Source organism: Blastococcus sp. DSM 46786 (genome assembly GCF_900109665.1).
GTDB classification, from domain to species: Bacteria; Actinomycetota; Actinomycetes; order Mycobacteriales; family Geodermatophilaceae; genus Blastococcus; species Blastococcus carthaginiensis.
The window spans coordinates 104695-129473 of the sequence record NZ_FOAO01000009.1 but is presented as its reverse complement, the minus strand read 5'-3'; the positions used below and the strand labels follow the sequence as shown (position 1 = coordinate 129473).

Here is a 24779-nt window from a genome sequence, read left to right as displayed (position 1 = left end):
CGGTCGCCTGACCGTGGCCCCGGTGCAGGGGCCCGCGGCGAGCGAAGCGAGTCGTGGGGGGCACCAGGGTCCTTACACTGGGTCCGGGCCCCGTGCCGCACTCGGCGGCAGCGGTGCGGCCCCGCATCCCAGGAGAGAGAACAGCGTGACTCTGCGCGGCGTGCTCGACGTCGTCCTCACCGACCCCGGCATGGCCCGCGTCGTGGCCGCCGCCGGGAACGCCGAACTGGCCGTCACCGCACCGCCGCCGGCGCAGCCGCTGGTGGCTGCGGCGCTCGCCGCGCGTGGCGGCGCAGGAGTGCCCGTCCTCCTGGTGACGGCGGGGGAGCGCGACGCCGACGCGGCGGCGGACCTGCTCCGCTGCTTCCTGCCCGACCGCCGGGTGGAGACCTTCCCCGCCTGGGAGACGCTGCCGCACGAGCGGCTCAGCCCCCGGGCGGACACCGTCGGCCGGCGGCTCGCGATCCTGCGCGACCTCACCCACCCGGGCGCCAACGGCGCGATCGACGTGCTGGTCGCGCCGGTCCGGAGCGTCCTGCAGCCGCTGGCGCCGGGGCTGGGTGACCTGGTGCCCGTGGAGCTGAAGCCCGGGGACTCCGCCGAGCTGGACGACATCGCCCAGGCGCTCTCCGACGCCGCCTACACCCGTGTGGAGCTGGTCGAGAAGCGGGGTGAGTTCGCCGTCCGCGGCGGGCTGCTCGACGTCTTCCCGCCGACCGAGCCGCACCCGGTGCGCGTGGAGTTCTGGGGCGACGAGGTCGACGAGCTCCGCTACTTCTCCGCCGCCGACCAGCGCTCGCTGGACGAGCGGCCCGAGCGGCTGTGGGCCCCGCCCTGCCGCGAGCTGCTGCTCACCGAGGAGGTGCGGGCCCGCGCCGCGGCGCTCGCCGTGGAGCACCCGGGCCTGCTGGAGATCCTCGGCAAGCTGGCCGAGGGCATCGCCGTCGAGGGCATGGAGTCGCTGACCCCGGTGCTGGTGCCCGGGCAGCTGCAGCTGCTCACCGAGCTGCTGCCGGCCGGCACGCACGTGCTGGTCTGCGATCCCGAGCGGGTGCGCAGCCGCGCCGCGGACCTGGTGCGCACCGCGGCGGAGTTCCTCGCCGCCTCGTGGGCGACCGCCGCGGAGGCGGGGGAGGCCCCGCTCGACCTCGGGGCGTCGTCGTTCCGCGACCTCGCCGACGTCGAGGCCGCGACCCGCGACCGCGGCCTGCCCTGGTGGACCACCGGGGCGTTCACGCTCCAGGCGGAGGACGACGAGGGGCAGGTGACCCTCGACGCGACTCCGGTCGAACGGTTCCACGGCGACCAGGGCGCCGCCGTCGAGCGGATGCGGGGATGGCACCGCGACGGGTGGCGGGTCGTCGTCACGTTCGCCGGCCCCGGCCCCGCCCAGCGGGCCGCCGACCAGCTCACCGAGGCCGAGCTCGGCGTCCGGCTGGTGCCCGACGTCGCCACCGCCCCCGACGCCGGGCTGACCCACGTCACCCAGGGCAACCTCGAGGCGGGGTTCGCCTTCCCGGGCGTCGGGCTGGCGCTGGTCACCGAGCACGACCTGACCGGCCAGCGCGGGACGACGATGCGCGACGCGGTGAAGATGCCCGCCCGCCGGCGCAACGCCGTCGACCTGGTGCAGCTGCAGCCGGGCGACCTGGTGGTGCACGAGCAGCACGGTGTGGGGCGCTACATCGAGATGATCAGCCGCACCGTCAACGGCGGGCAGCGCGACTACCTGATCGTCGAGTACGCGCCGTCGCGGCGGAACCAGCCGCCGGACCGGCTGTTCGTGCCCACCGACGCCCTCGACCAGCTCACCCGGTACGTCGGCGGGGAGTCGCCGGCGCTGTCGAAGCTGGGCGGTGCCGACTGGCAGAAGACCAAGAGCCAGGCCCGCAAGGCGGTCAAGCAGATCGCCGGTGAGCTGATCCGGCTGTACTCGGCGCGGATGGCCACCCAGGGCCACGCCTTCGGGCCCGACACCGTCTGGCAGCGCGAGCTGGAGGACGCCTTCCCGTTCCAGGAGACCCCCGACCAGCTCGCCGCGATCGACGAGGTCAAGGCCGACATGCAGCAGACGGTGCCGATGGACCGGATCATCTGCGGCGACGTCGGCTACGGGAAGACCGAGATCGCGATCCGGGCCGCGTTCAAGGCGGTGCAGGACGGCAAGCAGGTCGCCGTCCTGGTGCCGACGACGCTGCTGGCCAACCAGCACGTCAAGACCTTCTCCGAGCGGGTCGCGCAGTTCCCGGTGACGGTGCGGGTGCTCTCGCGGTTCCAGTCCGACGCCGAGAGCCGGCAGATCCTGGCCGAGCTGGCCGACGGGAAGATCGACGTGCTGGTCGGCACCCACCGGCTGCTGCAGCCGACGACGCGGTGGAAGGACCTGGGCCTGGTCATCGTCGACGAGGAGCAGCGCTTCGGCGTCGAGCACAAGGAGTACCTGAAGACGATGCGGACGGCGGTCGACGTCCTCTCGATGTCGGCCACCCCGATCCCGCGCACCCTGGAGATGAGCCTCACCGGCATCCGCGAGATGTCGACGATCCTCACCCCGCCCGAGGAGCGGCACCCGGTCCTGACCTACGTGGGCGCATGGAACGACAAGCAGATGGCCGCGGCGATCCGCCGGGAGCTGCTGCGCGACGGCCAGGTGTTCGTCATCCACAACCGGGTGCAGTCGATCGACAAGGCCGCGGCGAAGATCCGCCACCTGGTGCCCGAGGCACGGATCGCCGTCGGGCACGGCCAGATGAAGGAGCACGAGCTCGAGCGGATCATGGTCGGCTTCTGGGAGAAGGAGTACGACGTCCTGGTCGCGACGACGATCGTCGAGTCCGGCCTGGACATCCCGAACGCCAACACCCTCATCGTCGACCGCGCCGACACCTTCGGCCTCTCGCAGCTGCACCAGATCCGGGGCCGGGTCGGCCGTGGGCGGGAGCGGGCCTACGCGTACTTCACCTACGACCCGACGCGCACGCTCACCGAGACCTCGGTCGACCGGTTGACCACCATCGCCAACAACACCGACCTCGGCGCCGGCATGGCGGTGGCGATGAAGGATCTGGAGATCCGCGGCTCGGGCAACCTGCTGGGCGGCGAGCAGTCCGGGCACATCGCCGGCGTCGGCTTCGACCTGTACGTGCGGCTGGTCGGCGAGGCCGTGGCCGACTACCGGGCGCAGGTCACCGGCGAGGAGGCGCCCGCCGAGCCGGTGGAGGTGCGGGTGGACCTGCCGGTGGACGCGCACCTGCCGCACGACTACGTGCCCGGCGAGCGGCTGCGCATGGAGGCCTACCGCAAGGTCGCCTCCATCCAGGACGAGGAGCAGGCGCAGGCCGTGCTCGACGAGCTCACCGACCGCTACGGGGCCGCGCCCGCGCCGGTGCTCAACCTGCTCGCCGTCGCCCGGTTCCGGGTGGCGATGCGGGCGCTGGGCGTCACCGAGGTGTCCCTGCAGGGCCGCACCATCCGGGTCGGCCCGGTCGACCTGCCGGAGTCCAAGCAGATGCGGCTCGCCCGGCTGGCCGACGGCGCCTCCTACAAGGCGGCGGTGCGGACCATCTCGCTCAAGGTGCCGGTCGGCCCCGACCGGCGCACCCCGCTGCGGGACGTCGCCCTGCTGGAGAACCTGCACGCGGTGCTGCGCGCCGTCCTGGAGCAGCCCGTCGCCGCGTAGCCCGACCGGGGCGGCCTGCTGCCGGCCCCGCTGCAGGGGGCCCGCGCCGAGCGTGCGAGGCGTGGGGGCAGCGGGGTCCTTCTGCACATCCGGTGTGGCAGTCTCGCCGCGTGATGCAGCACCGGACCGCTCGTGCCAGCACCGCCGCGCTCCTGGCCGTCCTCGCCCTGGCCGGGTGCCGGTCCGCGCCGGACGTCGCCGCCTACGTGGGTGACGAGCGGATCACCGTCGACGAACTGCAGGCGCAGGTCGACGACCGGCTCGCGGACGCCGAGATCGCCGCCGCCGTCGAGGGGCGCGAGGAGGACCTCACCGCCCAGGTGCTCGGCTTGCTCGTCGAGGCCGAGGTGCACGAGGCGGCTGCGCAGCGCTACGACGTGCAGGTCACCGACGCCGAGGTGACCCGCCGGATCGAGGAGCTGCTGGGCGCGGACGACCCCGAGGCGGTGTACGACCGGCTCGCCCAGCAGGGCATCGCCCCGGCCGACATCCGCGAGAGCGTGCGCCAGCAGCTGGTGCGCCAGGAGATCGCCACCGCCGAGGGCGGGGCGGAGCCGGTGGACGAGGCCGCGCTGCGGGCCCGGTACGAGGAGGTCCGCGAGGAGCTGGGCCAGGTCGAGTACGGCTACGTCACGGTGCCCGACCAGGCCACCGCCGACGCGGTGATCGCGGAGCTCGCGGCCGACCCCGCGAGCTACCCCGCGGTGGCCGCGCGGTTCCCCGGCCAGTTCACGCTGCCCGAGCTCGACCGGCGGGCACCCGGGGAGCTGCCGAGCGCGCTGGCCGGTCCGCTCGCCGCCGCGGCGCCGGGGACGGCGGTCGCGGTGCCGGTGCCCCAGGCCGGCGGGATCGTCGTCGCCTTCCGCGCCGGGACGGCCTACCCCTCGTTCGAGGAGCTCCGGCCGCGGCTGGTCGAGGAGGCCGGCGAGCAGGTGGAGGCGGCGGCCCAGCCGTTGCTCGAGGAGGTGCGGGCCGGCCTCGACGTCACGGTCAACCCGCGTTACGGCGTGTACGAGGACGGGCGGCTGCTGCCGGCCCGCGTCGGCGTCGTCGACATCCTCGGGGACGAGACCACCCCCGCCGAGTAGCCGCCGGCGCCGGCTCCCGGAGACTGGGCGAGTGCCCGTCGCCCTCGTCGTCACCGTCGACCCCCGGCTCCCCGCGCTCCTGGGCGCGGACGGCTGGACGGCGGTGACCGGACCCCGGGTGGTCGTCGCGCTGCCGGGTGCCGGGGCGGAGGCGGCGATGCTGCGGGCCGCCGGCGTCGCGGTCGAGGAGCTGCCCGGCGCCGCGGCCGCGACCGCCCGCGCGGACGACGTCGTCTGCCTGGCGTCGCCGGACGAGGCGGCCGCCTTCCCCGGGGTGCCGGCGGTGGTCGGAGCGCCGGCGCCGCCCGGTGCGCGGCTGCTCGACGTCGTCGCGGTCATGGACCGGCTGCGCTCGCCCGGCGGGTGCCCCTGGGACGCCGAGCAGACCCACGCCTCGCTGCGCGGCTACCTGCTGGAGGAGGCGCACGAGGCCTACGACGCGATCGTCGACGACGACCCGGTCGCGATGCGCGAGGAGCTGGGCGACGTCCTGCTGCAGGTGGTGTTCCACGCCCGCGTCGCCGCCGAGGCGGGGGACGGGCGGCGCTTCGACGTCGACGACGTCGCCGGCGACCTGGTGGACAAGCTGGTCCGCCGCCACCCGCACGTGTTCGGGAACGCGGGGCCGCGTGACGTCGCGCAGGTCGAGGCGGGCTGGGAGGAGATCAAGAAGGCCGAGAAGCAGCGCCGCTCGCCCACCGAGGGGGTCTCCCGCTCGCAGCCGGCTGCCTCGTGGGGCGCGGCCCTGGTGCGCCGGGCCGGGCGGGCGGGGTTCCCCAGCCCCGAGCCGGCCGAGCTGGCCGACGCGAGCCCCGAGGCGCTCGGCGAGCGGTTGCTGGCCGTCGTCGCCGCCGCCGAGGCGCGCGGGTGGGACGTGGAGGACGCGCTGCGCGAGGCGGTGCGCCGCTACGCCGGGGAGCTGGACGCCGCCGCGGCGGACCGCCCCGACCGGGGGACCTCCGCCTGACGGGCGGCGCCCCGGCTGGCTAGCGTGGGCAGTCCCGCTCCACCTGCGCTGATCCCCGAGAGGAGCCGGTCCGCTGCCCGCCACGCTGTCCGCCCCCGCGACCGACCCGGTCGGGCCCGACGAGGCCGTCGAAGGCGTCTCCGGGCTGATCCCGTCGGAGCCCTGGCAGGTCGCCCTCGTCCTCGCCGGCGCGGCCCTGGCGGCCTGGCTGCTCGGCGTCCTCATCGGCGTCGTGGTCCGCCGGGTGGGCCGTGGCTCGCCCGTGACCGCCGACCTCTCCCGCCGGGGCCGCACCCCGCTGCGCGCGCTGCTGGTGCTGGTGGCGCTGACCGTCGTGCTGGAGGCCGCCGACGACCTGGGGGACTGGACGGAGGTCGTCGTCCACGTGCTGGCCCTGGCGGTGATCGCGACCATCGGCTGGCTGGTCGCGGTGGCCGTCTTCGTCGCGGCCGACGCCTGGCTGGCCCGGTACGACGTCGACGTCGCGGACAACCGGCACGCCCGGCGGGTGCGCACCCAGATCTCGCTGCTGCGCCGGCTGGCCGTCGTCCTCGTCGCCGTGCTCACCCTCGCCGCGATGCTGCTGACCTTCCCCGGTGCCCGCGCCGCCGGCGCCAGCATCCTGGCCAGCGCGGGCGTCATCTCCATCGTCGCCGGCCTGGCCGCGCAGACCTCGCTGGCCAACGTCTTCGCCGGCCTGCAGCTGGCGTTCACCGACGCCATCCGCGTCGACGACGTGGTCGTCGTGGAGGAGGAGTGGGGGCGGATCGAGGAGATCACCCTCACCTACGTCGTCGTGCACCTCTGGGACGACCGGCGCCTGGTGCTCCCCTCGACCTACTTCACCACCACGCCGTTCGAGAACTGGACCCGCAAGGAGTCCGCCGTCCTCGGCGCGGTCGAGCTCGACGTCGACTGGACGACGCCGTTCGACCGGATGCGCGAGGAGCTCGACCGCCTCGTCGCCGGGGACGAGAACTGGGACGAGCGGGTCAAGGTCCTGCAGGTCACCGACGCCGTCGGCTCGCTCGTGCGGGTGCGGGTGCTGGTCAGCGCCCAGGACGCGGGGACGCTGTGGGACCTGCGCTGCGCCGTCCGCGAGGGGCTGGTCGGCTGGCTGCAACGGGAGGCGCCGCACGCCCTGCCCCGCGTCCGCAACGAGGGGGCGCCCGGCTACGAGACCGCCGGTCGGCGCGGACCGCGCCCCGCTCCCGACCCGCGCACCGCACCCCGCCCGGCCCGGCCGGCCGACCGGGGGCCGGCCTCCAACGAGGGGCTGTTCACCGGCAGCCTCGAGGCGCGCCGGCGCTCGCAGGCGTTCACCGGGCCGAGCGAGGAGGACCAGGCCGAGCGCGCCCGCAACGACCGGGCGGCCGCCGACGGGGGGACCGCGGAGCAGAGGCCGGCCCCGCCCGCGCCCTGATCCGGGCGGGGCGCGGCCGGGTGAGCGCCGCACCGGCCCTTCCGGCTGGTTAGGCTGCCCCCGTGCCGAGCATCGATGCCGTAGGCGCGCGGGAGATCCTGGACTCGCGCGGAAACCCCACCGTGGAGGTCGAGGTCGCCCTCGACGACGGGACGATCGCCCGGGCCGCGGTGCCCAGCGGCGCCTCCACGGGAGCCTTCGAGGCGGTCGAGCTGCGGGACGGCGGTGACCGTTACGGCGGGAAGGGCGTGACCAAGGCCGTCGACGGCGTCCTCGACGTCATCGGCCCCGAGCTGGTCGGCTACGAGGCCAGCGAGCAGCGGCTGGTCGACCAGCGCCTGCTCGACCTCGACGGCACCCCGGACAAGTCACGCCTGGGCGCCAACGCGATCCTCGGCGTGAGCCTCGCCGTCGCGCGGGCCGCCGCGGACTCCACCGGCCTGCCGCTGTTCCGCTACGTCGGCGGCCCCTCGGCGCACCTGCTGCCCGTGCCGATGATGAACATCCTCAACGGCGGCGCCCACGCCGACAGCAACGTCGACGTGCAGGAGTTCATGATCGCCCCCATCGGGGCGGCCACCTTCGCCGAGGCGCTGGCCATGGGCACCGAGACCTACCACGCGCTCAAGGCGGTGCTGAAGGGCCGCGGCCTCTCCACCGGCCTGGGCGACGAGGGCGGCTTCGCGCCCGATCTGCCGAGCAACCGCGACGCGCTGGACCTCATCGCCGAGGCCGTCGACAAGGCCGGCTACACCGTCGGCACCGACATCGCCTTCGCGCTCGACGTCGCCGCCACCGAGTTCCACACCGACGGGGGCTACGACTTCGAAGGTCAGAGCCGCTCGGCGGAGTACCTGATCGACTACTACCGGGGCCTGGTCGACGCCTACCCGGTCGTCTCCATCGAGGACCCGCTCGACGAGGAGGACTGGGACGGCTGGATCGCGCTGACCGCCGCGCTCGGCGACCGCGTGCAGCTCGTCGGCGACGACCTGTTCGTCACCAACCCCACCCGCCTGGCCGACGGCATCGCGCGCGGGGCCGCCAACGCCCTGCTGGTCAAGGTGAACCAGATCGGCACGCTCACCGAGACCCTCGACGCGGTCAACCTGGCACACCGCAGCGGTTACCGCTGCATGATGAGCCACCGCTCGGGCGAGACCGAGGACACCACGATCGCCGACCTCGCCGTCGCCACCGACTGCGGGCAGATCAAGACCGGTGCCCCGGCGCGCAGCGAGCGGGTGGCCAAGTACAACCAGCTGCTGCGCATCGAGGAGGAGCTCGACGACGCCGCCCGCTACGCCGGCGCCTCGGCCTTCCCGCGGCTGAACGGCTGAGCGGGGGGCGATGAGCAGCGTCCGCGGCCGGCGGGGCGGGAACGAGGGGCGGCGCGCGACCGGCCGGGTGCCGCGCGTGCACCACTCGCGGCCGGTCCGCACCGGGTTGCGCTCGGGGGCGCCCAGCCGGCCCGCGCAGCGGCGGCCCAACCGCCGCCCGGAACGCCGTCCGTCCACCGCGGCCGCGCCGCGGCGCCGCCCGTTGTTCACCGGCCGCGCCGTGGTGCTCGTCGGCCTCGTGCTGCTGCTCGCGCTCACCCTGGCCGGGCCGATCCGGCAGTACCTGGCCGGCCAGGCCGAGCTCGCCCGGCTCGCCGCCGAGGGCCGGCAGCTCGACGAACGGGTCACCGCGCTGCAGGGGCAGCTGGAGCTGCAGTCCGACCCCGTCTACGCCCAGCGGCAGGCGCGGGAGCGGCTGTCCTACGTGCTGCCCGGTGACCGGCTGGTCCTCGTCGTCGACGGCGAGGCCGTCGAGGGCGACGCCGGCACGTTCGCGGCGGCGGCAGCGGCCGCGGACCCGGGGCCGCTGCCCTGGTACGAGGGGCTGATGCGGTCGGTGGCCGAGGCCGACGGCGGGGACGGCGCGCAGGACGACGAGGGGACGGCGGAGTGAGATGAAGGACCCCGCTGCCCCCCAGACCTCGCACGCTCGCCCCGGGCCCCCGCAGCCGGGCCGCTCCAGCCCCGTCAGCGAGGAGGACCGGGAGGTCGTCGCCCGGCAGCTCGGCCGCCCGCCACGGGCGCTGGTCGGCGTCGCGCACCGGTGCCCCTGCGGCCAGCCGGACGTCGTCGAGACCTCGCCGCGGCTGGAGGACGGCACCCCGTTCCCGACCCTGTACTACCTGACCTGCCCGCGGGCCTCGGCCGCCGCGAGCCGGCTGGAGTCCACGGGCCGGATGCGGGACTGGCAGGAGGAGCTCGGCACCGACCCCGAGCTCGCGGCCGGCTACCGGGCCGCGCACGAGGCCTACCTCGCCGCGCGCGACGCGAAGGACGTGCTGCCCACGCGCGCGACCGCCGGCGGCATGCCCGACCGGGTCAAGTGCCTGCACGCGCTCGCGGGTCACGCGCTGGCCGCCGGCCCCGGCGTCAACCCGATCGGCGACCGTGCCGTCGCCGGGATGGGGGAGTGGTGGGCGAAGGGGCCCTGCGCCCTACCCGGGGACGACGCGTGACGCGGGTGGCCGCCATCGACTGCGGCACGAACTCCATCCGGCTGCTCGTGGCCGACGTCCCGCCGCAGGGCGGGCACACCGACCTGCTGCGGCGGATGGAGGTCGTGCGGCTCGGCCAGGGGGTCGACGCCACCGGACGGCTGGCGCCGGAGGCGATCGAGCGCACCCGCGTGGTGCTCGCCGAGTACGCCGCGCAGGCTCGCGAGCTGGGTGCCACCGACGTCCGGATGGTCGCCACCAGCGCCACCCGGGACGCGGCCAACCGCGCCGACTTCGAGGACATGGTGCGCAGCACGCTCGGCCGCACGGCCGACGTCGTGACCGGCCGGGAGGAGGCGGAGCTCTCCTTCCTGGGCGCGACCGGTTCGGTCGCGGACGCGGCCGCCGCCCACGGGCTGGAGCCGGCGCCCGCCCCCTGGCTGGTCGTCGACATCGGCGGCGGCTCCACCGAGTTCGTGCTCGGGGACGGCGACGGCGTGACCGCGGCCCGCTCGGTCGACATCGGCTGCGTGCGGCTCACCGAGCGGCACCTGCACGACGACCCGCCCACCGCCGAGCAGGTCGCGCGCACCGAGCGCGACATCCGCGCCGCGCTGGCCCAGGTGACCGCCGACGTGCCGGTGGGCAAGGCGGCGAGCCTGGTCGGGCTGGCCGGGTCGGTGACCACCGTGGCGGCGCTCGCGCTGGGGTTGCCCGCCTACGACTCGGTGGCGATCCACGGCTCGCGCATCCCGGTGGCCGACGTCCGCCGGGTGTCGGCGGACCTCCTCGCCGCGACGCGGGAGCGCCGGGCGGCCGAGCCGGTCATGCACCCGGGCCGGGTCGACGTGATCGGCGCCGGGGCGCTGATCCTGCGGGTGCTCATGGACGAGTTCGGGCTGGCCGAGGTCACCGTCAGCGAGCACGACATCCTCGACGGCATCGCCCTGCGCCTGGCGCGCCCTTAGGGGCATAGGAAGCTTTACGTGTGGTTTTCGCGCCCAGGACGCCTGTATAGCTTCCTATGCCCCTAGATGCCGGCGGGTTCCCCGTCACCCGCACGCCCCCGGGCGTGGTGCGCAGCGCCCGGGGAGCCCGCGAGCTGCCCGTGCTCGACGAGCGCATCTCCGGCTGCTACGCCTGCCCGCGGCTGGTGGCGTGGCGGGAGGAGGTGGCCCGCGTCAAGCGCGCCTCGTTCCGCGACGAGGAGTACTGGGGCCGGCCGGTACCGGGGCTCGGCCCGGCCGACGCGCGGATCGCCGTCGTCGGCCTCGCCCCCGCCGCGCACGGGGGCAACCGCACCGGCCGGGTGTTCACCGGCGACCGCAGCGGCGACTGGATCTTCGCCGCGCTGTGGCGCGCGGGCCTGGCCAGCCAGCCGACGTCCACGCACGTCGGCGACGGGCTGGAACTCACCGACGTGCGGGTGGCCGCCGCGGTGCGCTGCGCCCCGCCGGCCAACGCCCCCACGCCCGAGGAGCGGGACACCTGCTCGCCCTGGCTGGCCCGCGAGCTGGAGCTGCTGCCGCGGCTGCGGGTGGTCGTGGTGCTGGGCGGCTTCGGCTGGACGGCGCTGTGGCCGGTGCTCGCCGCCGCGGGATACGCGCTGCCCCGCCCGCGGCCGGTGTTCGGGCACGGCGTCGAGGTGCCGCTGACCGGCCCCCGCGGCCCGCTGGCCCTGCTGGGCAGCTACCACGTCAGCCAGCAGAACACCTTCACCGGCAAGCTCACCGAGCCGATGCTGGACGCCGTCCTGGCCCGGGCGACCGAGCTGGCGTCGAGCTGATCAGCGGGCCGTGAGGTACCCGGCCCGCTACCGTGCCTCCCGCGCCCCCGTAGCCCAACTGGCAGAGGCAGGCCCCTTAAAAGGGTCCCAGTGTCGGTTCGAACCCGACCGGGGGCACGACGCCGGCCTACCCGGTCCGGGCCGTGGCCGCCCGGCCCATGCGCGTCAGCGCCTCGGTCAGCACGGCGGGCGAGGTGGCGAGGTTGATGCGCACGTGCCCGGCGCCCCCGGTGCCGAAGACGTGGCCCGAGCTCAGGGCCACCCGCGCGTGGTCGAGGAAGAACCGGGCCGGCCCGTCGAGGTCGCTCACGACGGCGAGGCCGCTGCTGGGCGCTTCCGGCGGGAGGCCCAGCGGGCGGCAGTCCAGCCAGCCCAGGTAGGTCCCCTCCGGTGCGCGCAGCGCCGCCGTCGGCAGGTGCTCGGCCACGAGTTGCTGCAGCAGCCGCCGGTTCTCGTCCAGGGCGGCGAGCAGGGCGTCCAGCCAGCCGCCCCCGTCGCGGAAGGCCGCGGTGTGCGCGAGGACGCCGAGGTGGCTGGGCCCGTGGCCGACCTCCTCGGGCAGGCGGGCCAGGTCCCCGGCCGCCTCCGGCCCGGCGACCACAACGGCCGCCTTGAGGCCGGCGAGGTTCCACGCCTTCGACGCCGACACCAGCGCGAAGCCGTCGTCGGCGACGCTCAGGTAGGGCACGAAGCGGACGCCGGGGAGGACGAGCGGTGCGTGGATCTCGTCGGAGACGACCCGCACGCCGTGCCGCCGGGCGAGCGCGGCGACGGCCTCCAGCTCCGCGCGGGTGTGCACGGCGCCGGTGGGGTTGTGCGGGTTGCAGAGCAGGAAGGCCGGATGGGCACAACGGGCGCGGGCCCCGGCGAAGGCGGCTTCCAGCGCCTGCAGGTCCAGGCGGCCGGACGCGTCCAGCGGCGCTTCCGCCACCGCGCGGTCCGCGTGCTCGAGGAAGGCGTAGAAGGGCGCGTACACCGGCGGGGTCACCACCACGACGTCGCCGGGGCCGGTGAGGAGGCGGAGCACCTCCACGATGCCGGTCATCACGTCGGGCACGAGCGCCGTGCGGGCCGGGTCGACGCCGGTCCAGCCCCACCGGTCGGCCGCGAAGGCGGCCACCGCCTCCGGGTACTCCTGACCCGCGGGGTAGCCGGTGTCGCCCGTCTCGACCGCGCGGTGCAGCGCCTCCCGGACGGCGGGTGCCAGCAGGACGTCCATCTCCGCTACCCACAGCGGCAGCACGTCGGGCGGGTAGGTGCGCCACTTGGTGCTCGTCCTGCGGCGCAGCTCGTCCAGGGTCACCTGCAGGAAGGGGTTGGGCGGCCGCCCCTCGACGGCGGGGCCTGGCGCGTCGGCGGTCATGGGGAGGCTCCGATCGGGGCGGTCGGCCGGCCGGTGCTGCTGGGAAGCGGTCGGCCGCGGCCAGGACAGCATCGGGCAGGCCCCGCGCGGTCCGCTCGGCGAGCGCTCATCGCCGGCGCGGGAGACGGCGCGGGTGGCTCCCCGGCGACAACGGATCCGACCCGCACCCACGGGGGTGAGCCGGATTGCGGCCGGCTGTGGAACGCTGTGGGCGTGTCGGGCGTTGACCTGACCGAGTGGAGTGCGCGATCAGGCTCCACGACCGACGAGTCACCTCGAGGAGATGACGATGGCCAGTAGGAACCCGGCGTTCAGCCGTGGGTTCGGCAACGCGGGCCCCGGCCAGCAGTACGCCGGTTGGGGCAACCAGTCCCAGTACGGCGCCCCCCAGTACGGGGCCCCCGCGCCCCAGCAGGACCCGTACGCCGCGCCGTCCCCGTACGGGACGAGCGAGGCCACGCGCTACATGACGATGGACGACGTCGTCCAGAAGACGGGTCTGTCCTTCCTGGTCACCGTCGCCTCCGCGGCGGTCACCTGGGCACTCCTGCCTCAGGAGCTGGCGTGGGGCCTGGCCCTGCCGTCGGTCCTGGTCGCCTTCGTGCTCGGCCTGGTGATCGCGTTCAAGCAGATCGCCAACCCGGTCGCGACCCTCGCCTACGGCGGCCTCTACGGCGTCGCGCTGGGTGCGATCAGCGAGGCGTTCAACGACCTCTACCCCGGCATCGTGATGCAGGCGGTGATCGGCACCTTCGGTGTCTTCGCCGGCATGCTCGTGATCTACAAGACCGGTGCCATCCGGGTCACCCCCAAGCTCACCCGCTGGGTGGTCGGTGCGCTCATCGGTGCGTTGGTGCTGCTGGTCACCAACTGGATCGTCGGCATCTTCACCACCGGTGACCCGCTGGGCCTTCGGTCGGGCGGTGCAGTCGCGATCGGCTTCAGCCTGCTGATGATCGGAATCGCGGCGTTCATGCTGCTGCTCGACTTCGACATGGCCGACGAGGCCATCCGTCGCGGCGCCCCGGCGAAGTTCGCCTGGTACGTCGCCTTCGGCCTGCTCGTCACGGTCGTCTGGCTGTACATCGAGATCCTGCGGCTGCTCTCCTACTTCCAGGACGAGTAAGCCACACCGGTACCGCATGACAGTGGCCCGGTTCCCCGTGAGGGGGCCGGGCCGCTGCCGTGCGCGCCGGTGGTGGCACCAGGGACGACGACGGCCCGGCCCTGTGAGGGGGCCGGGCCGTCGTGGCGTCCGGAGGGCTACGTCAGGAGAGGCGCTCCAGGACCATCGCCATGCCCATGCCGCCACCGACGCACATGGTCTCCAGGCCGAAGGTCTTGTCCTTGGTCTGGAGCCCGTTGATCAGCGTGCCGGTGATGCGGGCGCCGGTGCTGCCGAAGGGGTGTCCGACGGCGATGGCGCCACCGTGCACGTTCAGCTTCTCGATCGGGATGTTGAGGTCCCGGTAGCTCGGGATGACCTGCGCGGCGAAGGCCTCGTTGATCTCGACCAGGTCGATGTCGTCGATGGTCATGCCGGCCCGCTGCAGAGCGAGCCGCGAGGCGTCGACCGGGCCGTAGCCCATGATCTCCGGCGAGAGACCGGTGACCGCGGTGGAGACCACGCGCGCCAGCGGGGTGAGGCCAAGGTTCCGGGCCTTGGTGTCGCTCATGACCACCACGGCCGAGGCGCCGTCGTTCAGCGGGCAGGCGTTGCCGGCGGTGACCCGGCCGTCGGGGCGGAACACCGGCTTGAGGCCGGAGATGCCCTCGAGCGTGGTGCCCGGCCGCGGGCCGTCGTCCGTGGAGACCACGGTGCCGTCGGGGAGGGTGATCGGGGTGATCTCCCGGTCCCAGAAGCCGTTGTTGATGGACTCCTCGGCGAGGTTCTGGCTGCGGACGGCGAACTCGTCCATCTCCTGGCGGGTGACGCCCTTGAGCAGCGCCAGGTTCTCCGCCGTCTGACCCATGGCGATGTAGACGTCGGGGACGTCGCCGTTCTCGCGCGGGTCGGTCCAGGAGTCGGCGCCGCTCTCGGCGGTCTTGGCGACGCGGGCCTCGGCGTCGGCGAACACCGGGTTGTGCGAGTCGGGCAGCGAGTCGCTGTTGCCCTTCACGAACCGGGAGACGGTCTCCACGCCGGCGGAGATGAAGACGTCGCCCTCGCCGGCCTTGATGGCGTGCAGGGCCATGCGGGTGGTCTGCAGCGAGGATGAGCAGTAGCGGGTGATGGTCGTGCCGGGCAGGTGGTCCATGCCCAGCAGCACGCTGACGACGCGGCCCATGTTGTGGCCCTGCTCGCCGCCGGGGAGCCCGCAGCCGAGCATCAGGTCGTCGATGTTGCGCGGGTCGAGGGCGGGCACCTTGTCGAGCGCGGCCCGGATGACCGCGGCGGCGAGGTCGTCGGGCCGCATGTCCTTGAGCGACCCCTTGAACGCGCGCCCGATCGGCGAGCGCGCGGTCGAGACGATGACGGCTTCTGGCATGGTTCCTCCACGGTGAGGTGGGTCCGGGCGCAGCTCGCCGGACGTCGGTCACCTCGGAAACTACCCCCGCGCCGCGACCGGGTGGCCGGCCGCAGGTCAGGAGGACGCCGGTGTGGCCGGGGTCACCCCGAGCGCCCGGCGAGCGTGCTGCCCCCGGTCTCGCCGGCGTGCTCGGCCTCCTCGGGCGTGGGCATCTCCGTCGGCCGGCGCCGGCGCAGCAGCGCCCACGGGCCCCACGGGCCGGTCTCGGAGCCGGCCACCTCCGCGGGCTGGACCTCGGTGCCGGGACGGTTGACGGCGCGGGCCGCCGCGCGCGCGACGGGACGGGCGGTGTCGCGCCGGAGCGTGCGCAGGCCGCGGTCGGCCGCGGCCGGCCAGACGCCCAGGGCGTCGGCGACGGAGGGGAGCAGCGCCGCCGCCGCCGCCGCGTAGCCGGCGGCGCTCGGGTGGAACTCGTCGACGCTGAACATGCTGGAGTCGGAGGCGAAGGCCGGGCCGAGCAGCGAGCCGAGGGAGACCGTGCGCCCCCCGGCCTCGACGACGGCGATCGTCTGCGCCGCGGCCATCTGCCGGCTCCAGCGCCGGGCCAGCGTGCGCAGCGGCTGGGCGATCGGGCGGATGGTGCCGAGGTCCGGGCAGGTGCCGACGACGACCTCGCAGCCGGCCGCGGTGAGCCGGCGGACGGCGTCGGTGAGGTGGCCGACCGAGACCGACGTCGCCGTGCGGGCGGTGACGTCGTTGGCGCCGATCATGATGACCGCGACCGTGGGCCGCTCGGCCAGCGCGCGGTCGACCTGCTCCTCGAGGTCGGCGGCGCGGGCGCCGGACCGGGCCAGGCGCACCAGCCGGACCGGGCGCTCGGCGAGCTCGGCCAGCCCGGCGGCGACGAGCACGCCCGGGGTCTCGGCGGCGCGGTGCGCGCCCAGCCCGACGGCGCTCGAGTCGCCCAGGACGGTCAGCACGATGGGCGTGCCGCCGCCCCGGCCGTAGACGCCGTCGCCCGACGGCGGGTCCTGCTTGGTCGAGCGGGCCTCCACCCTGCGGCGGGCCGACCGCGCCTCCTCGCGGAGGAGGGCGACCAGGGCGGCTCCGGCGAGACCGACCCCGCCGCCGCCGTAGGCGGCACCGGTGGCCAGTCGTCGGGCCGTGTCCGTGCGGATCATGGTCCCTCCGTCCCTGGTCGGTGCCTGCGTCGTCGGGGCACCACCGACGTTATCGGCCCCCTACGGTGCAACCTGTGCCCCCATCCCTCCCTGGTGTGACCCCGTTCCCGGACCCCGACGAGCGGACGCGGCAGATCGTCGACGTCCTGGTCGAGGCCTTCGGCGACCTCATGGACGCCGACGCCCTGGCCTTCCGCACGAAGTTCCGCAAGATGGCCGCCGACCCGTTCGCCTTCTACCGGGGCAGTGCCCCCCTGTTCTACGCGGACATGGCGACGACCGAGGACCGCTGGTGCGACGAGCAGACGTCCCGGGTGTGGATCCACGGTGATCTGCACGCCGAGAACTTCGGCACCTACATGGACGCCAACGGCCGCATCGTCTTCGACGTCAACGACTTCGACGAGGCCTACCTCGGGCACGTCAGCTGGGACCTGCGCCGCTTCGTCGCCAGCTTCGCCCTCATGGCCTGGCGCAAGGCCCTCTCCGACGAGGTGATCAGCGAGCTGCTCGCCGTCTACCTGCACGCCTGGCTCGACCAGGTGGCGGCCTTCACCCGCTCGGACGCCGACCGCGAGTACGCGCTGCTGGCCGGCAACACCCACGGCGCGGTGCACGACCTCATCCGCCGGACGGCCGGCCGCACCCGGCTGGGCCTGCTGCAGCGGATGACCGTGGTGGAGGACGACGAGCGCCGCTTCGCCGAGTCCCCGCGCAACCGCCGGCTGGACGACGCCGAGCACGCGGAGGTGCTCGCGGCGCTGGAGCGGTACAAGTCGACGCTGCCGCCCCGGCCGTGGCGGCGGGAGGTCGCCTACGACGTCAAGGACCTCATCGGCACGGGTGGCTTCGGCATCGGCAGCGCCGGGCTGCCGGCCTACAACGTGCTGCTCGAGGGCTACGACCAGGCCCTGGAGAATGACGTCGTCCTGTCGGTGAAGCAGGGCAACGTGCCGGCCCCGAGCCGCGTCGTCACCGATCCGGGGATCCGCGCGTACTTCGAGCACGAGGGTCACCGGACGGCGGTGAGCCGGCGCGCGCTGCAGTCGCACGCCTCCCAGTTCCTGGGTCACACCGAGATCCGCGGCACCGGCTTCGTCGTCGCCGAGCTCTCGCCCTACGAGCTCGACCTCGAGTGGGAGGACCTCACCGAGCCCGCCGACATCCGGCCGGTGCTGGAGCAGCTCGGGCGGGCGACGGCGAAGCTGCACTGCGTGGGCGACGCCGACAGCGACCACACCCTCGTCCCGTTCCAGACCGAGGATGCGATCACCGCGCTGCTCTCCGGCCGCGACGAGGAGTTCGTCGCCGACCTGGTCGCGTTCGCGCACGACTACGCGCACCGGACGCAGGAGGACCACCGGCTCTTCGTCAACGCCTTCCGGGCGGGGCGCATCCCGGGGATCAGCTCGAGCGGCTGACCCCCGCTCCCGGCGACGGGGGCATAGGAAGCTATCCATGCGCCTGCGGGCCCGGAGACGCATGGATAGCTTCCTATGCCTGCGCGAGCCGGGCCCCGGGAGCAGGGCTCAGCGGGCGCGCCGGCCCCGGCGGGTGCGCAGGTAATCGGCGACGACGTACTCGCCCAGCCGGTCGGCGTCGGGTTCGAACACCCGGCCACCGGCCCGCTGGGTGAGGTCGTGCACGAAGTGCACCAGCCCCGGGTCGGGGTCGAGCGCGAAGACGTTCACCGTGGCCCCGGACCGGGCGACGCGCTCCACCTCGGCGACGGTGCGGGCGATGGTCTCCGGCATCGGCGGCCAGCAGAAGAACGGCGTCCCGTCGTCCTCCAGGTGGGCGGTCGGCTCGCCGTCGGTGACCACCAGGACCACCGGCTCGGCGTCCCGGTGCCGGGCGAGGAACCGCCGCGCCAGCATCAGCCCGTGCTGCAGGTTGGTGCCCTGCAGGGTGTCCACGGAGAGCTCGGCGAGGGTCTCGGGCCGCAGCACCTGCGCGGTGGAGGAGAAGCCGATGATCTCGATGGCGTCCTGGGGGAACCGGGTGGTCACCAGCGAGTGCAGCGCCATCGCCGTCGACTTCGCCGCGCCCCACGTGCCGCGCAGCGCCATCGAGTAGGAGAGGTCGACCAGCAGGGCGACCGCGGCGCCGGTGCGCCGCTCGGTCTCCACCACCTCGAAGTCCTCGACGGCGATCCGCACCCGGCGGTCCGACCCCTCCCGCGGCTCGCCGGCCGTCCGCAGGACGGCGTTCTTCACCGTCCGGACGACGTCGAGCGGCTGCTCGTCGCCGAACCGCCACTCCCGGGAGCCGCCGGTGAGCTCCCCGGCCGCACCGGCGTCGGCGACGTCGTGCTCGCCGCGGCCGGTGGCGTCGAGCTTCGCGAACACCCGGCGCAGCGCGGTGGCGCCCAGCCGGCGGACCGCCTTGGGGGAGAGCTCCAGCGTGCCGCCGGAGCGGTTGAGGTAGCCCTGCCGCTCCAGCTCACGCTCCAGCTGCCGCAGCGCGGCCAGGTCGTCGGCGGCCGAGCGGCCCAGCGCCCGCTCCAGCAGTTCCTCGTCGACGTCGGCCAGCGACGCCCCGGCGTACCCCTGCGACAGCTGGTTGGACAGCGCCTCGAGGTCGGCCAGCTCGGCGACGGCGGTGGTGGCATCCCCCATGCCGAGGGACGGCTCGCCGTCGGGCACCTGGCCGCGCTGGCCCCACGGCAGGTCGGGACGGGCCTGCCGCAGCGCGTCGGAGAGGTGGGCCATCTCGCTGGCCAACCCCATGTCCTCCATCGTCTGGGCCATGAGGCCGGCCAGCTCGGCCCGCTGCTCGGGGGAGAGGCCGGCCATCATCCGCTGCTGCGCCGCGGCCCGGCGGGCCAGCGAGTCGATGAGCTCCTCGATCGACTCCGGGTTCTCGGGGAAGAACTGGCCGTGCTTGTCCATGAAGTCGGCGAACTGCTGGTCGGTGTCCTCCCCGCGGTTGTGCGCGTCGACCAGCCGGGAGAGGTCGGCGACCATGTCCTTGACCGCCTGCATGTCCTCGGGGGAGGCGTTCTCCAGCGCCTGCTTCATCGACGCGAAGGAGCTGTCGAGCACCTCGCGGCGCAGCAGGTCCTGGATCTGCTCGTAGGCCTGCCGGCCCTCCTCCGAGCGCCAGTCGTAGTCCTTGAGCGCCCGGACGGCGCCGGCGGCGTCCTCGGGCAGGGCGTCGAGCTCGGCCTCCTTGAGCCGGGCCATGTCGTCCGGGTCGGGGAACAGCTCCCGCCGCTCGGCCTGCACGGCGCGGTCGAGGAGCTCGCGCACCTCCTGCAGCGTGCCGTCCATCCGACCGGCCGTGCGCGCCTGACGCAGCCGGTCGCGCACCTGCCGGCGCAGCTCGTCCAGGCCGCGGCGGCCCTGGGTGCCCCGCCGCAGCAGCTCGCGCAGCGCCTCCCGGACCCCGCTGCCGTCGAGCACCGAATCGCCGATCTCGTCCACGGCGTCGCCGAGGTCGTAGGGCGGGGCCAGCGGGTCGGGGCCGCCCCGCCAGGCGCCGTACCGGTAGCCGCGCGGGCGGCGCGTGCTCACCTCAGGCCCCGTACACGGTGCGGCCGCCGTCGGTGTCCTTCGCCAGCCGGCGGGTCAGGTGCAGGCCCTCCAGGGCGAACTCCACCGCGGCCGCCGCCTGCTCGGCGGACTGGTCGCCCTCGGGCACGCCGAGCCGGCCCAGCAGCTCGGCGAGCCGGGGCACGGTGCCCAGCTGCCCCAGCAGCGCCGGGGCAGGGACGAGATCGCCGGACTCGACGGTCTCCCCGCCGGTGAAGTGCTCCTGCAGCCCGGTGAGGTCCAGGCCAGCGCACCGAGCGCGGAAGGTCTGCGCGGTGGCCTGGCGCAGCAGGTGCTCGAGGATCTCCAGCTCCCGGTCGTCGTCGGGGTCGGAGCCCGCGTCGGCGAACTCGACCTTCCCGCGGCTGGCCGGGACGACGCTCGGCAGGTCCACCACCCGTGCGACCGGGCGGGTCTCCCCGGCCACCGCGGCGCGGCGGACGGCGGAGGCGGCGACGGTCTCCAGCCCGGCGATGGCGAACCGCGCGCTGACGCCGGAGCGCTGGTCGACGTGGCTGGACTCGCGCACCAGCCGGGTGAACCGGGCGACGATCTCGACCAGGTGCTGGGGGACGACGGGGGCGTCCAGGGCCTCCTGCCCACCCGGCGCGCCCAGACCGCTGGTGCGCGCCTCCTGCTCCAGCAGCCGGATCTCGTCGGCGAGCTCGATCGGGTAGTGGGTGCGCACCTCGGCGCCGAAGCGGTCCTTCAGCGGGGTGATGATGCGGCCGCGGTTGGTGTAGTCCTCGGGGTTCGCGCTGGCGACCAGCAGCAGGTCCAGCGGCAGCCGGACGCGGTAGCCGCGGATCTGGATGTCGCGCTCCTCGAGCACGTTCAGCAGCGCGACCTGGATGCGCTCGGCGAGGTCGGGCAGCTCGTTGACGCTGAAGATGCCCCGGTTGGTGCGCGGCACGAGGCCGTAGTGCACGGTCTCGGGGTCGCCCAGGGTGCGGCCCTCGGCCACCTTGATCGGGTCGACGTCGCCGATGAGGTCTCCGACGCTGGTGTCCGGCGTCGCGAGCTTCTCGCCGAACCGCTCGCTGCGGTGCAGCCAGCCGACCGGGGTGGCGTCGCCGTGCTCGGCGATCTGCCGGTGGGCCCAGACGCTGATCGGGGCCAGGGGGTGCTCGTTCAGCTCGCTGCCGACGAGCACCGGGGTCCACTCGTCGAGCAGGCCGACCAGCGTGCGGATCAGCCGGGTCTTGCCCTGGCCGCGCTCGCCGAGCAGGACCAGGTCGTGGCCGGCGATGAGGGCGCGCTCGACCTCGGGCAGGACGGTGTCCTCGAAGCCGACCATGCCGGGCAGGGTGGGCTCGCCGGCGGCCAGGCGGGCGAGCAGGTTGGCGCGGATCTCGGCCTTGACCGGGCGGGCGGTGGCGCCGGTCGCGCGGAGCTCGCCGAGGGTCGTGGGTGCGGGGGCGGGGGTTGCCGGTACGGGCGTGTCCGTCACCTCAGCCACGGTACGACGACTCTGCTGTCTGTCGTCCTCCGTTCGACACCGCGGCCAGTTTCCGTCCCCCGCCGCGCGGAGCCGTTCCATCGCGCCTGCGCGGACCCCTCCGGGGCCCCCTCGCCGTGACCCTGCCGAGTCCTCCTCCTGCCATGATCCACGCATGTCGGTTCCCCTGGTCACCGGTACCGACGTCGCCGCGGCGGCGGAGCTGCTCGCCGGCGTCGTCCGCCGCACCCCGCTGGAGCACTCCCGGGGGCTGGCCGACCGGGTCGGCGGGCCGGTCTGGCTCAAGTGCGAGAACCTCCAGCGCACCGGCTCGTTCAAGATCCGTGGCGCCTACACCCGGATCGCGCGGCTGACCGACGAGGAGCGGGCCCGCGGCGTCGTCGCCGCCAGCGCCGGCAACCACGCCCAGGGCGTCGCGCTGGCCGCCCGGCTGCTCGGTGCCGAGGCGACGGTCTACATGCCCGAGAGCGCGCCGCTGCCCAAGGTGGCGGCGACCCAGGCCTACGGGGCGCGCGTCGAGATGTTCGGGGAGTCGCTGGCCGAGCCGTTGCTCGCCGCGGCCGAGCACGCCGAGCGCACCGGGGCGGTGTTCATCCACCCGTTCGACCACCCCGACGTGATCGCCGGGCAGGGCACCGTCGGGCTGGAGGTGCTCGAACAGTGCCCGGACGTCGCGACGGTGCTGGTTTGCGCCGGGGGCGGGGGCCTGGTCTCCGGCGTCGCCGCCGCGGTCAGGGAACGCCGTCCCGACGTCCGGGTGGTCGCCGTGCAGGCCGAGCAGGCCGCCGCCCTCCCCGGGTCGCTGGCCGCCGGCCGGCCGGTCGCGCTCGAGAGCATGTCGACGATGGCCGACGGGATCGCCGTCCCCCGTCCCACCGACCTGACCCTCGCCCACGTGCAGGGGCTGGTCGACGAGATCCGCACGGTGAGCGAGGAGGACCTCTCCCGGGCTCTGCTGTTCTGCCTGGAGCGCGCCAAGCTTGTCGTCGAGCCGGCGGGGGTGGCCGCGGTCGCCGCCGTCCTGGCCGACCCGCGTGCGTTCGAGCCACCCCTGGTCGCCGTCGTCTCCGGCGGCAACATCGACCCGGTGCTGCTGCTCAAGGTGGTGCAGCACGGCATGGCCGCGGCCGGCCGGTACCTCTCGCTGCGGCTGCGCATCCCCGACCGCCCGGGCTCGCTGGCCGCCCTGCTCGCCGAGCTGGCAGGGGTCGGCGCGAACGTGCTGGAGGTCGAGCACGAGCGGACGTCGACCCGGCTGGGCATCGGCGAGGTGGAGGTCTTCGTCGTCCTCGAGACGCGGGGACCGACGCACGCCGGCGAGGTGATCGGGGCGATGCGCGACGCCGGCTACGCGGCCACCCCGGAGTAGCTCCCGGACCGACCGATGAGTCGGGCCCCGCCCGGCGGTCCTAGGTCCTGTCCCGCACCTCGCGGGGCCGGGACGGAGGACGCGCGCGTGTACGCGACGGAGAAGAGCGGCGGGGAACTGTCGGGGGGCGGGCCTAGCGTCGGGGGCATGACCGACGCGATCGTGGTCGAGGGGCTGGTCAAGCGCTTCGGCGCCACCACCGCGCTCGACGGTGTGGACCTGACGGTGGCCGAGGGCTCGGTGCTCGGGCTGCTCGGCCCGAACGGCGCGGGCAAGACGACGGTGGTGCGCATCCTGACCACGCTGCTCGAGGCAGACGCGGGCCGGGTGGAGGTGGTGGGCCTCGACGTGTCGCGCGAGGCCGACCGGGTGCGGGCGGCGATCGGGCTCACCGGCCAGTACGCCGCTGTCGACGAGTACCTCACCGGGTTCGAGAACCTGGAGATGGTCGGCCGGCTGTACCGGCTGGGCCGGGCCGAGGCGCGCCGCCGGGCCGGTGAGCTGCTCGAGCGCTTCGACCTCTCCGGGGCGGCCGACCGGCCGGCGAAGACCTACTCCGGCGGGATGCGCCGCCGGCTGGACATCGCGGCCTCGCTGATCGCCCGGCCGCGGGTGCTCTTCCTCGACGAGCCGACGACGGGGCTGGACCCGCGCAGCCGGCTGTCGATGTGGGAGTTCATCGCCGACCTCGCCGACGGCGGCACGACGATCCTGCTCACCACCCAGTACCTGGAGGAGGCCGACCGGCTCGCCGACCGGATGGTGGTCATCGACCGGGGCCGGGTCATCGCCCGGGGTACCGCCGACGAGCTCAAGGCGCAGGTCGGCGGTCAGCGGCTGGAGTTCACCGTCACCGACGCCGCCGTGCTGCCCGGCATGGTCGAACGGCTGCGCCCCCTCGCGGTGGAGGACCCGGTCGTCGACGTGCAGGCCCGGCGGCTGTCGCTGCCGGTGAGTGGCGGTGCGGAGGTCCTCGCCGAGGCGCTGCGCCGGCTGGACGGCGCGACGGCGGAGATCTTCGACGTCGGGCTGCGCCGCCCCGATCTGGACGACGTCTTCCTCGCGCTCACCGGCCGCGTGGCCGAGGAGGTCGCCACCGAAGACGACCCGACGGCCGAGCCGGCCATCACCGGAGGTGCCCGATGAGCAGCATGGCTGCGACGCTGTCCGACAGCGTCGTCATCACCAAGCGCAATCTGATCAAGGTCAAGCGGGTGCCCGACCTGATCGTCTTCGCGACCCTGTCGCCGATCATGTTCGTGCTGCTGTTCCGCTACGTCTTCGGCGGCGCCATCCAGCTGCCGCCGGGCACGAGCTACGGGGAGTTCCTGCTCCCCGGGATCTTCGCCCAGACGATCGTGCTCGGGAGCACGACCACCGGGGCGAGCCTGGCCGAGGACCTGCAGAAGGGGCTCATCGACCGGTTCCGGTCGCTGCCGATGTCCCGGTCCGCCGTGCTGATCGGCCGCACGGTCGCCGATGCCGGGCTGAACATCATCTCGATCACGGTGATGGCGCTGACCGGGCTGGTGGTCGGCTGGCGGATCAACTCGTCGGTGGGCGAGGCGGTGCTCGGCTTCGTCGTGCTGCTGCTGTTCGCCTACGCGATCTCCTGGTTGATGGCGATGGTCGGACTCCTCGTCCGCACCCCGGAGGTGGTCAACAACGCCAGCTTCATCGTGATCTTCCCGCTGACGTTCGTGGCCAACACCTTCGTCCCGCTGGAGACCTTCCCCTCGGTGCTGCGCACCTTCGCGGAGTGGAACCCGGTGTCGGCGGTCGTCCAGTCCGCGCGCAACCTGTTCGGCAACACCTCGCCGCTCGCACCGACGCCGGACGCCTGGTCGCTGCAGAACCCGGTGCTGTACACGCTGATCTGGGTGGTGCTGATCCTCGCGGTCTTCGTGCCGCTGTCGGTGCGCGCCTACCGGCGCGCCGCCGGCCGCTGAGAGACGCCGGCCGCCCC

At 74.6% G+C, this 24779-nt stretch carries 19 protein-coding genes and 1 tRNA gene; 15 read left to right on the top strand and 5 right to left on the bottom strand.

All coding sequences use genetic code 11. From position 1 onward, the window contains the following. Positions 1-145: 145 nt before the first annotated feature. The 10 genes from mfd (at position 146) to BMW62_RS10210 (ending at position 11554) form a co-directional block, all read left to right on the top strand. On the top strand, positions 146-3679 hold the full coding sequence (gene mfd, locus BMW62_RS10255) for a transcription-repair coupling factor (protein WP_091930759.1): 3534 nt from the start codon (positions 146-148) through the stop codon (positions 3677-3679). A 113-nt stretch (positions 3680-3792) separates the two neighbouring features. Beyond that, positions 3793-4767 (top strand): SurA N-terminal domain-containing protein, encoded by a 975-nt coding sequence (locus BMW62_RS10250; RefSeq protein ID WP_244523954.1) that lies wholly within the window; start codon positions 3793-3795, stop codon positions 4765-4767. A 31-nt stretch (positions 4768-4798) separates the two neighbouring features. Next, positions 4799-5734 (top strand): nucleoside triphosphate pyrophosphohydrolase, encoded by a 936-nt coding sequence (locus tag BMW62_RS10245; protein ID WP_091930757.1) that lies wholly within the window; start codon positions 4799-4801, stop codon positions 5732-5734. 262 nt (positions 5735-5996) lie between these two features. Further along, complete coding sequence (locus BMW62_RS10240; protein WP_244523947.1) at positions 5997-7157, top strand: mechanosensitive ion channel family protein; 1161 nt, start codon at positions 5997-5999, stop codon at positions 7155-7157. Between the two features lie 62 nt (positions 7158-7219). After that, positions 7220-8497 carry a phosphopyruvate hydratase gene (gene eno / locus BMW62_RS10235; RefSeq protein WP_091930755.1) on the top strand — a complete coding sequence of 426 codons (1278 nt, stop codon included), beginning with the start codon at positions 7220-7222 and terminating at the stop codon, positions 8495-8497. 10 nt (positions 8498-8507) lie between these two features. Continuing rightward, entirely contained in the window at positions 8508-9110 is a 603-nt protein-coding gene (locus BMW62_RS10230) for a septum formation initiator family protein (RefSeq protein WP_091930754.1), read from the top strand. A gap of 1 nt (position 9111) precedes the next feature. Beyond that, positions 9112-9672, top strand: a complete 561-nt coding sequence (locus BMW62_RS10225; protein ID WP_091930753.1) for a DUF501 domain-containing protein — start codon at positions 9112-9114, stop codon at positions 9670-9672. Next, positions 9669-10619 (top strand): Ppx/GppA phosphatase family protein, encoded by a 951-nt coding sequence (locus BMW62_RS10220; protein WP_170852316.1) that lies wholly within the window; start codon positions 9669-9671, stop codon positions 10617-10619. Before BMW62_RS10225 ends, BMW62_RS10220 begins: the two co-directional genes overlap by 4 nt. 104 nt (positions 10620-10723) lie before the next feature. After that, a complete protein-coding gene (locus BMW62_RS10215; RefSeq protein ID WP_244523946.1) occupies positions 10724-11437 on the top strand; it encodes a uracil-DNA glycosylase in 714 nt (237 codons plus the stop codon). A gap of 43 nt (positions 11438-11480) precedes the next feature. After that, a tRNA-Leu gene (locus BMW62_RS10210) sits at positions 11481-11554 on the top strand. A gap of 10 nt (positions 11555-11564) precedes the next feature. Here the strand turns inward: BMW62_RS10210 and BMW62_RS10205 are convergent. After that, the gene (locus BMW62_RS10205) at positions 11565-12800 is read right to left on the bottom strand and encodes a MalY/PatB family protein (RefSeq protein ID WP_091930806.1); all 1236 of its coding nucleotides are present in this window, start codon (positions 12798-12800) and stop codon (positions 11565-11567) included. Between the two features lie 289 nt (positions 12801-13089). Between BMW62_RS10205 and BMW62_RS10200 the strand changes: the two genes are divergently transcribed. Beyond that, complete coding sequence (locus BMW62_RS10200; RefSeq protein WP_091930751.1) at positions 13090-13926, top strand: Bax inhibitor-1/YccA family protein; 837 nt, start codon at positions 13090-13092, stop codon at positions 13924-13926. A gap of 142 nt (positions 13927-14068) precedes the next feature. On the opposite strand, the gene BMW62_RS10195 is transcribed toward BMW62_RS10200, so the two are convergent. Further along, complete coding sequence (locus BMW62_RS10195; RefSeq protein WP_091930750.1) at positions 14069-15289, bottom strand: acetyl-CoA C-acetyltransferase; 1221 nt, start codon at positions 15287-15289, stop codon at positions 14069-14071. 122 nt (positions 15290-15411) lie between these two features. Further along, a complete protein-coding gene (locus tag BMW62_RS10190; protein WP_091930749.1) occupies positions 15412-16452 on the bottom strand; it encodes an SGNH/GDSL hydrolase family protein in 1041 nt (346 codons plus the stop codon). A 95-nt stretch (positions 16453-16547) separates the two neighbouring features. Here BMW62_RS10190 and BMW62_RS10185 point away from each other — a divergent pair, with 95 nt between their 5' ends. After that, positions 16548-17873, top strand: a complete 1326-nt coding sequence (locus tag BMW62_RS10185) for a DUF2252 domain-containing protein (RefSeq protein ID WP_244523945.1) — start codon at positions 16548-16550, stop codon at positions 17871-17873. Between the two features lie 108 nt (positions 17874-17981). On the opposite strand, the gene BMW62_RS10180 is transcribed toward BMW62_RS10185, so the two are convergent. Next, positions 17982-19967, bottom strand: a complete 1986-nt coding sequence (locus BMW62_RS10180) for a VWA domain-containing protein (protein ID WP_091930748.1) — start codon at positions 19965-19967, stop codon at positions 17982-17984. A 1-nt stretch (position 19968) separates the two neighbouring features. After that, the gene (locus BMW62_RS10175; RefSeq protein WP_244523944.1) at positions 19969-21435 is read right to left on the bottom strand and encodes a sigma 54-interacting transcriptional regulator; all 1467 of its coding nucleotides are present in this window, start codon (positions 21433-21435) and stop codon (positions 19969-19971) included. 163 nt (positions 21436-21598) lie between these two features. On the opposite strand from BMW62_RS10175, the gene ilvA reads away from it, so the two are divergent. From ilvA to BMW62_RS10160, 3 genes are all read left to right on the top strand, one after another. Then, positions 21599-22813 (top strand): threonine ammonia-lyase, encoded by a 1215-nt coding sequence (gene ilvA / locus BMW62_RS10170; RefSeq protein ID WP_091930746.1) that lies wholly within the window; start codon positions 21599-21601, stop codon positions 22811-22813. A 147-nt stretch (positions 22814-22960) separates the two neighbouring features. After that, the gene (locus tag BMW62_RS10165) at positions 22961-23959 is read left to right on the top strand and encodes an ATP-binding cassette domain-containing protein (RefSeq protein WP_091930745.1); all 999 of its coding nucleotides are present in this window, start codon (positions 22961-22963) and stop codon (positions 23957-23959) included. Then, the gene (locus BMW62_RS10160; protein ID WP_091930744.1) at positions 23956-24762 is read left to right on the top strand and encodes an ABC transporter permease; all 807 of its coding nucleotides are present in this window, start codon (positions 23956-23958) and stop codon (positions 24760-24762) included. The genes BMW62_RS10165 and BMW62_RS10160 overlap by 4 nt, the downstream gene beginning before the upstream one ends. Positions 24763-24779 lie beyond the last annotated feature (17 nt).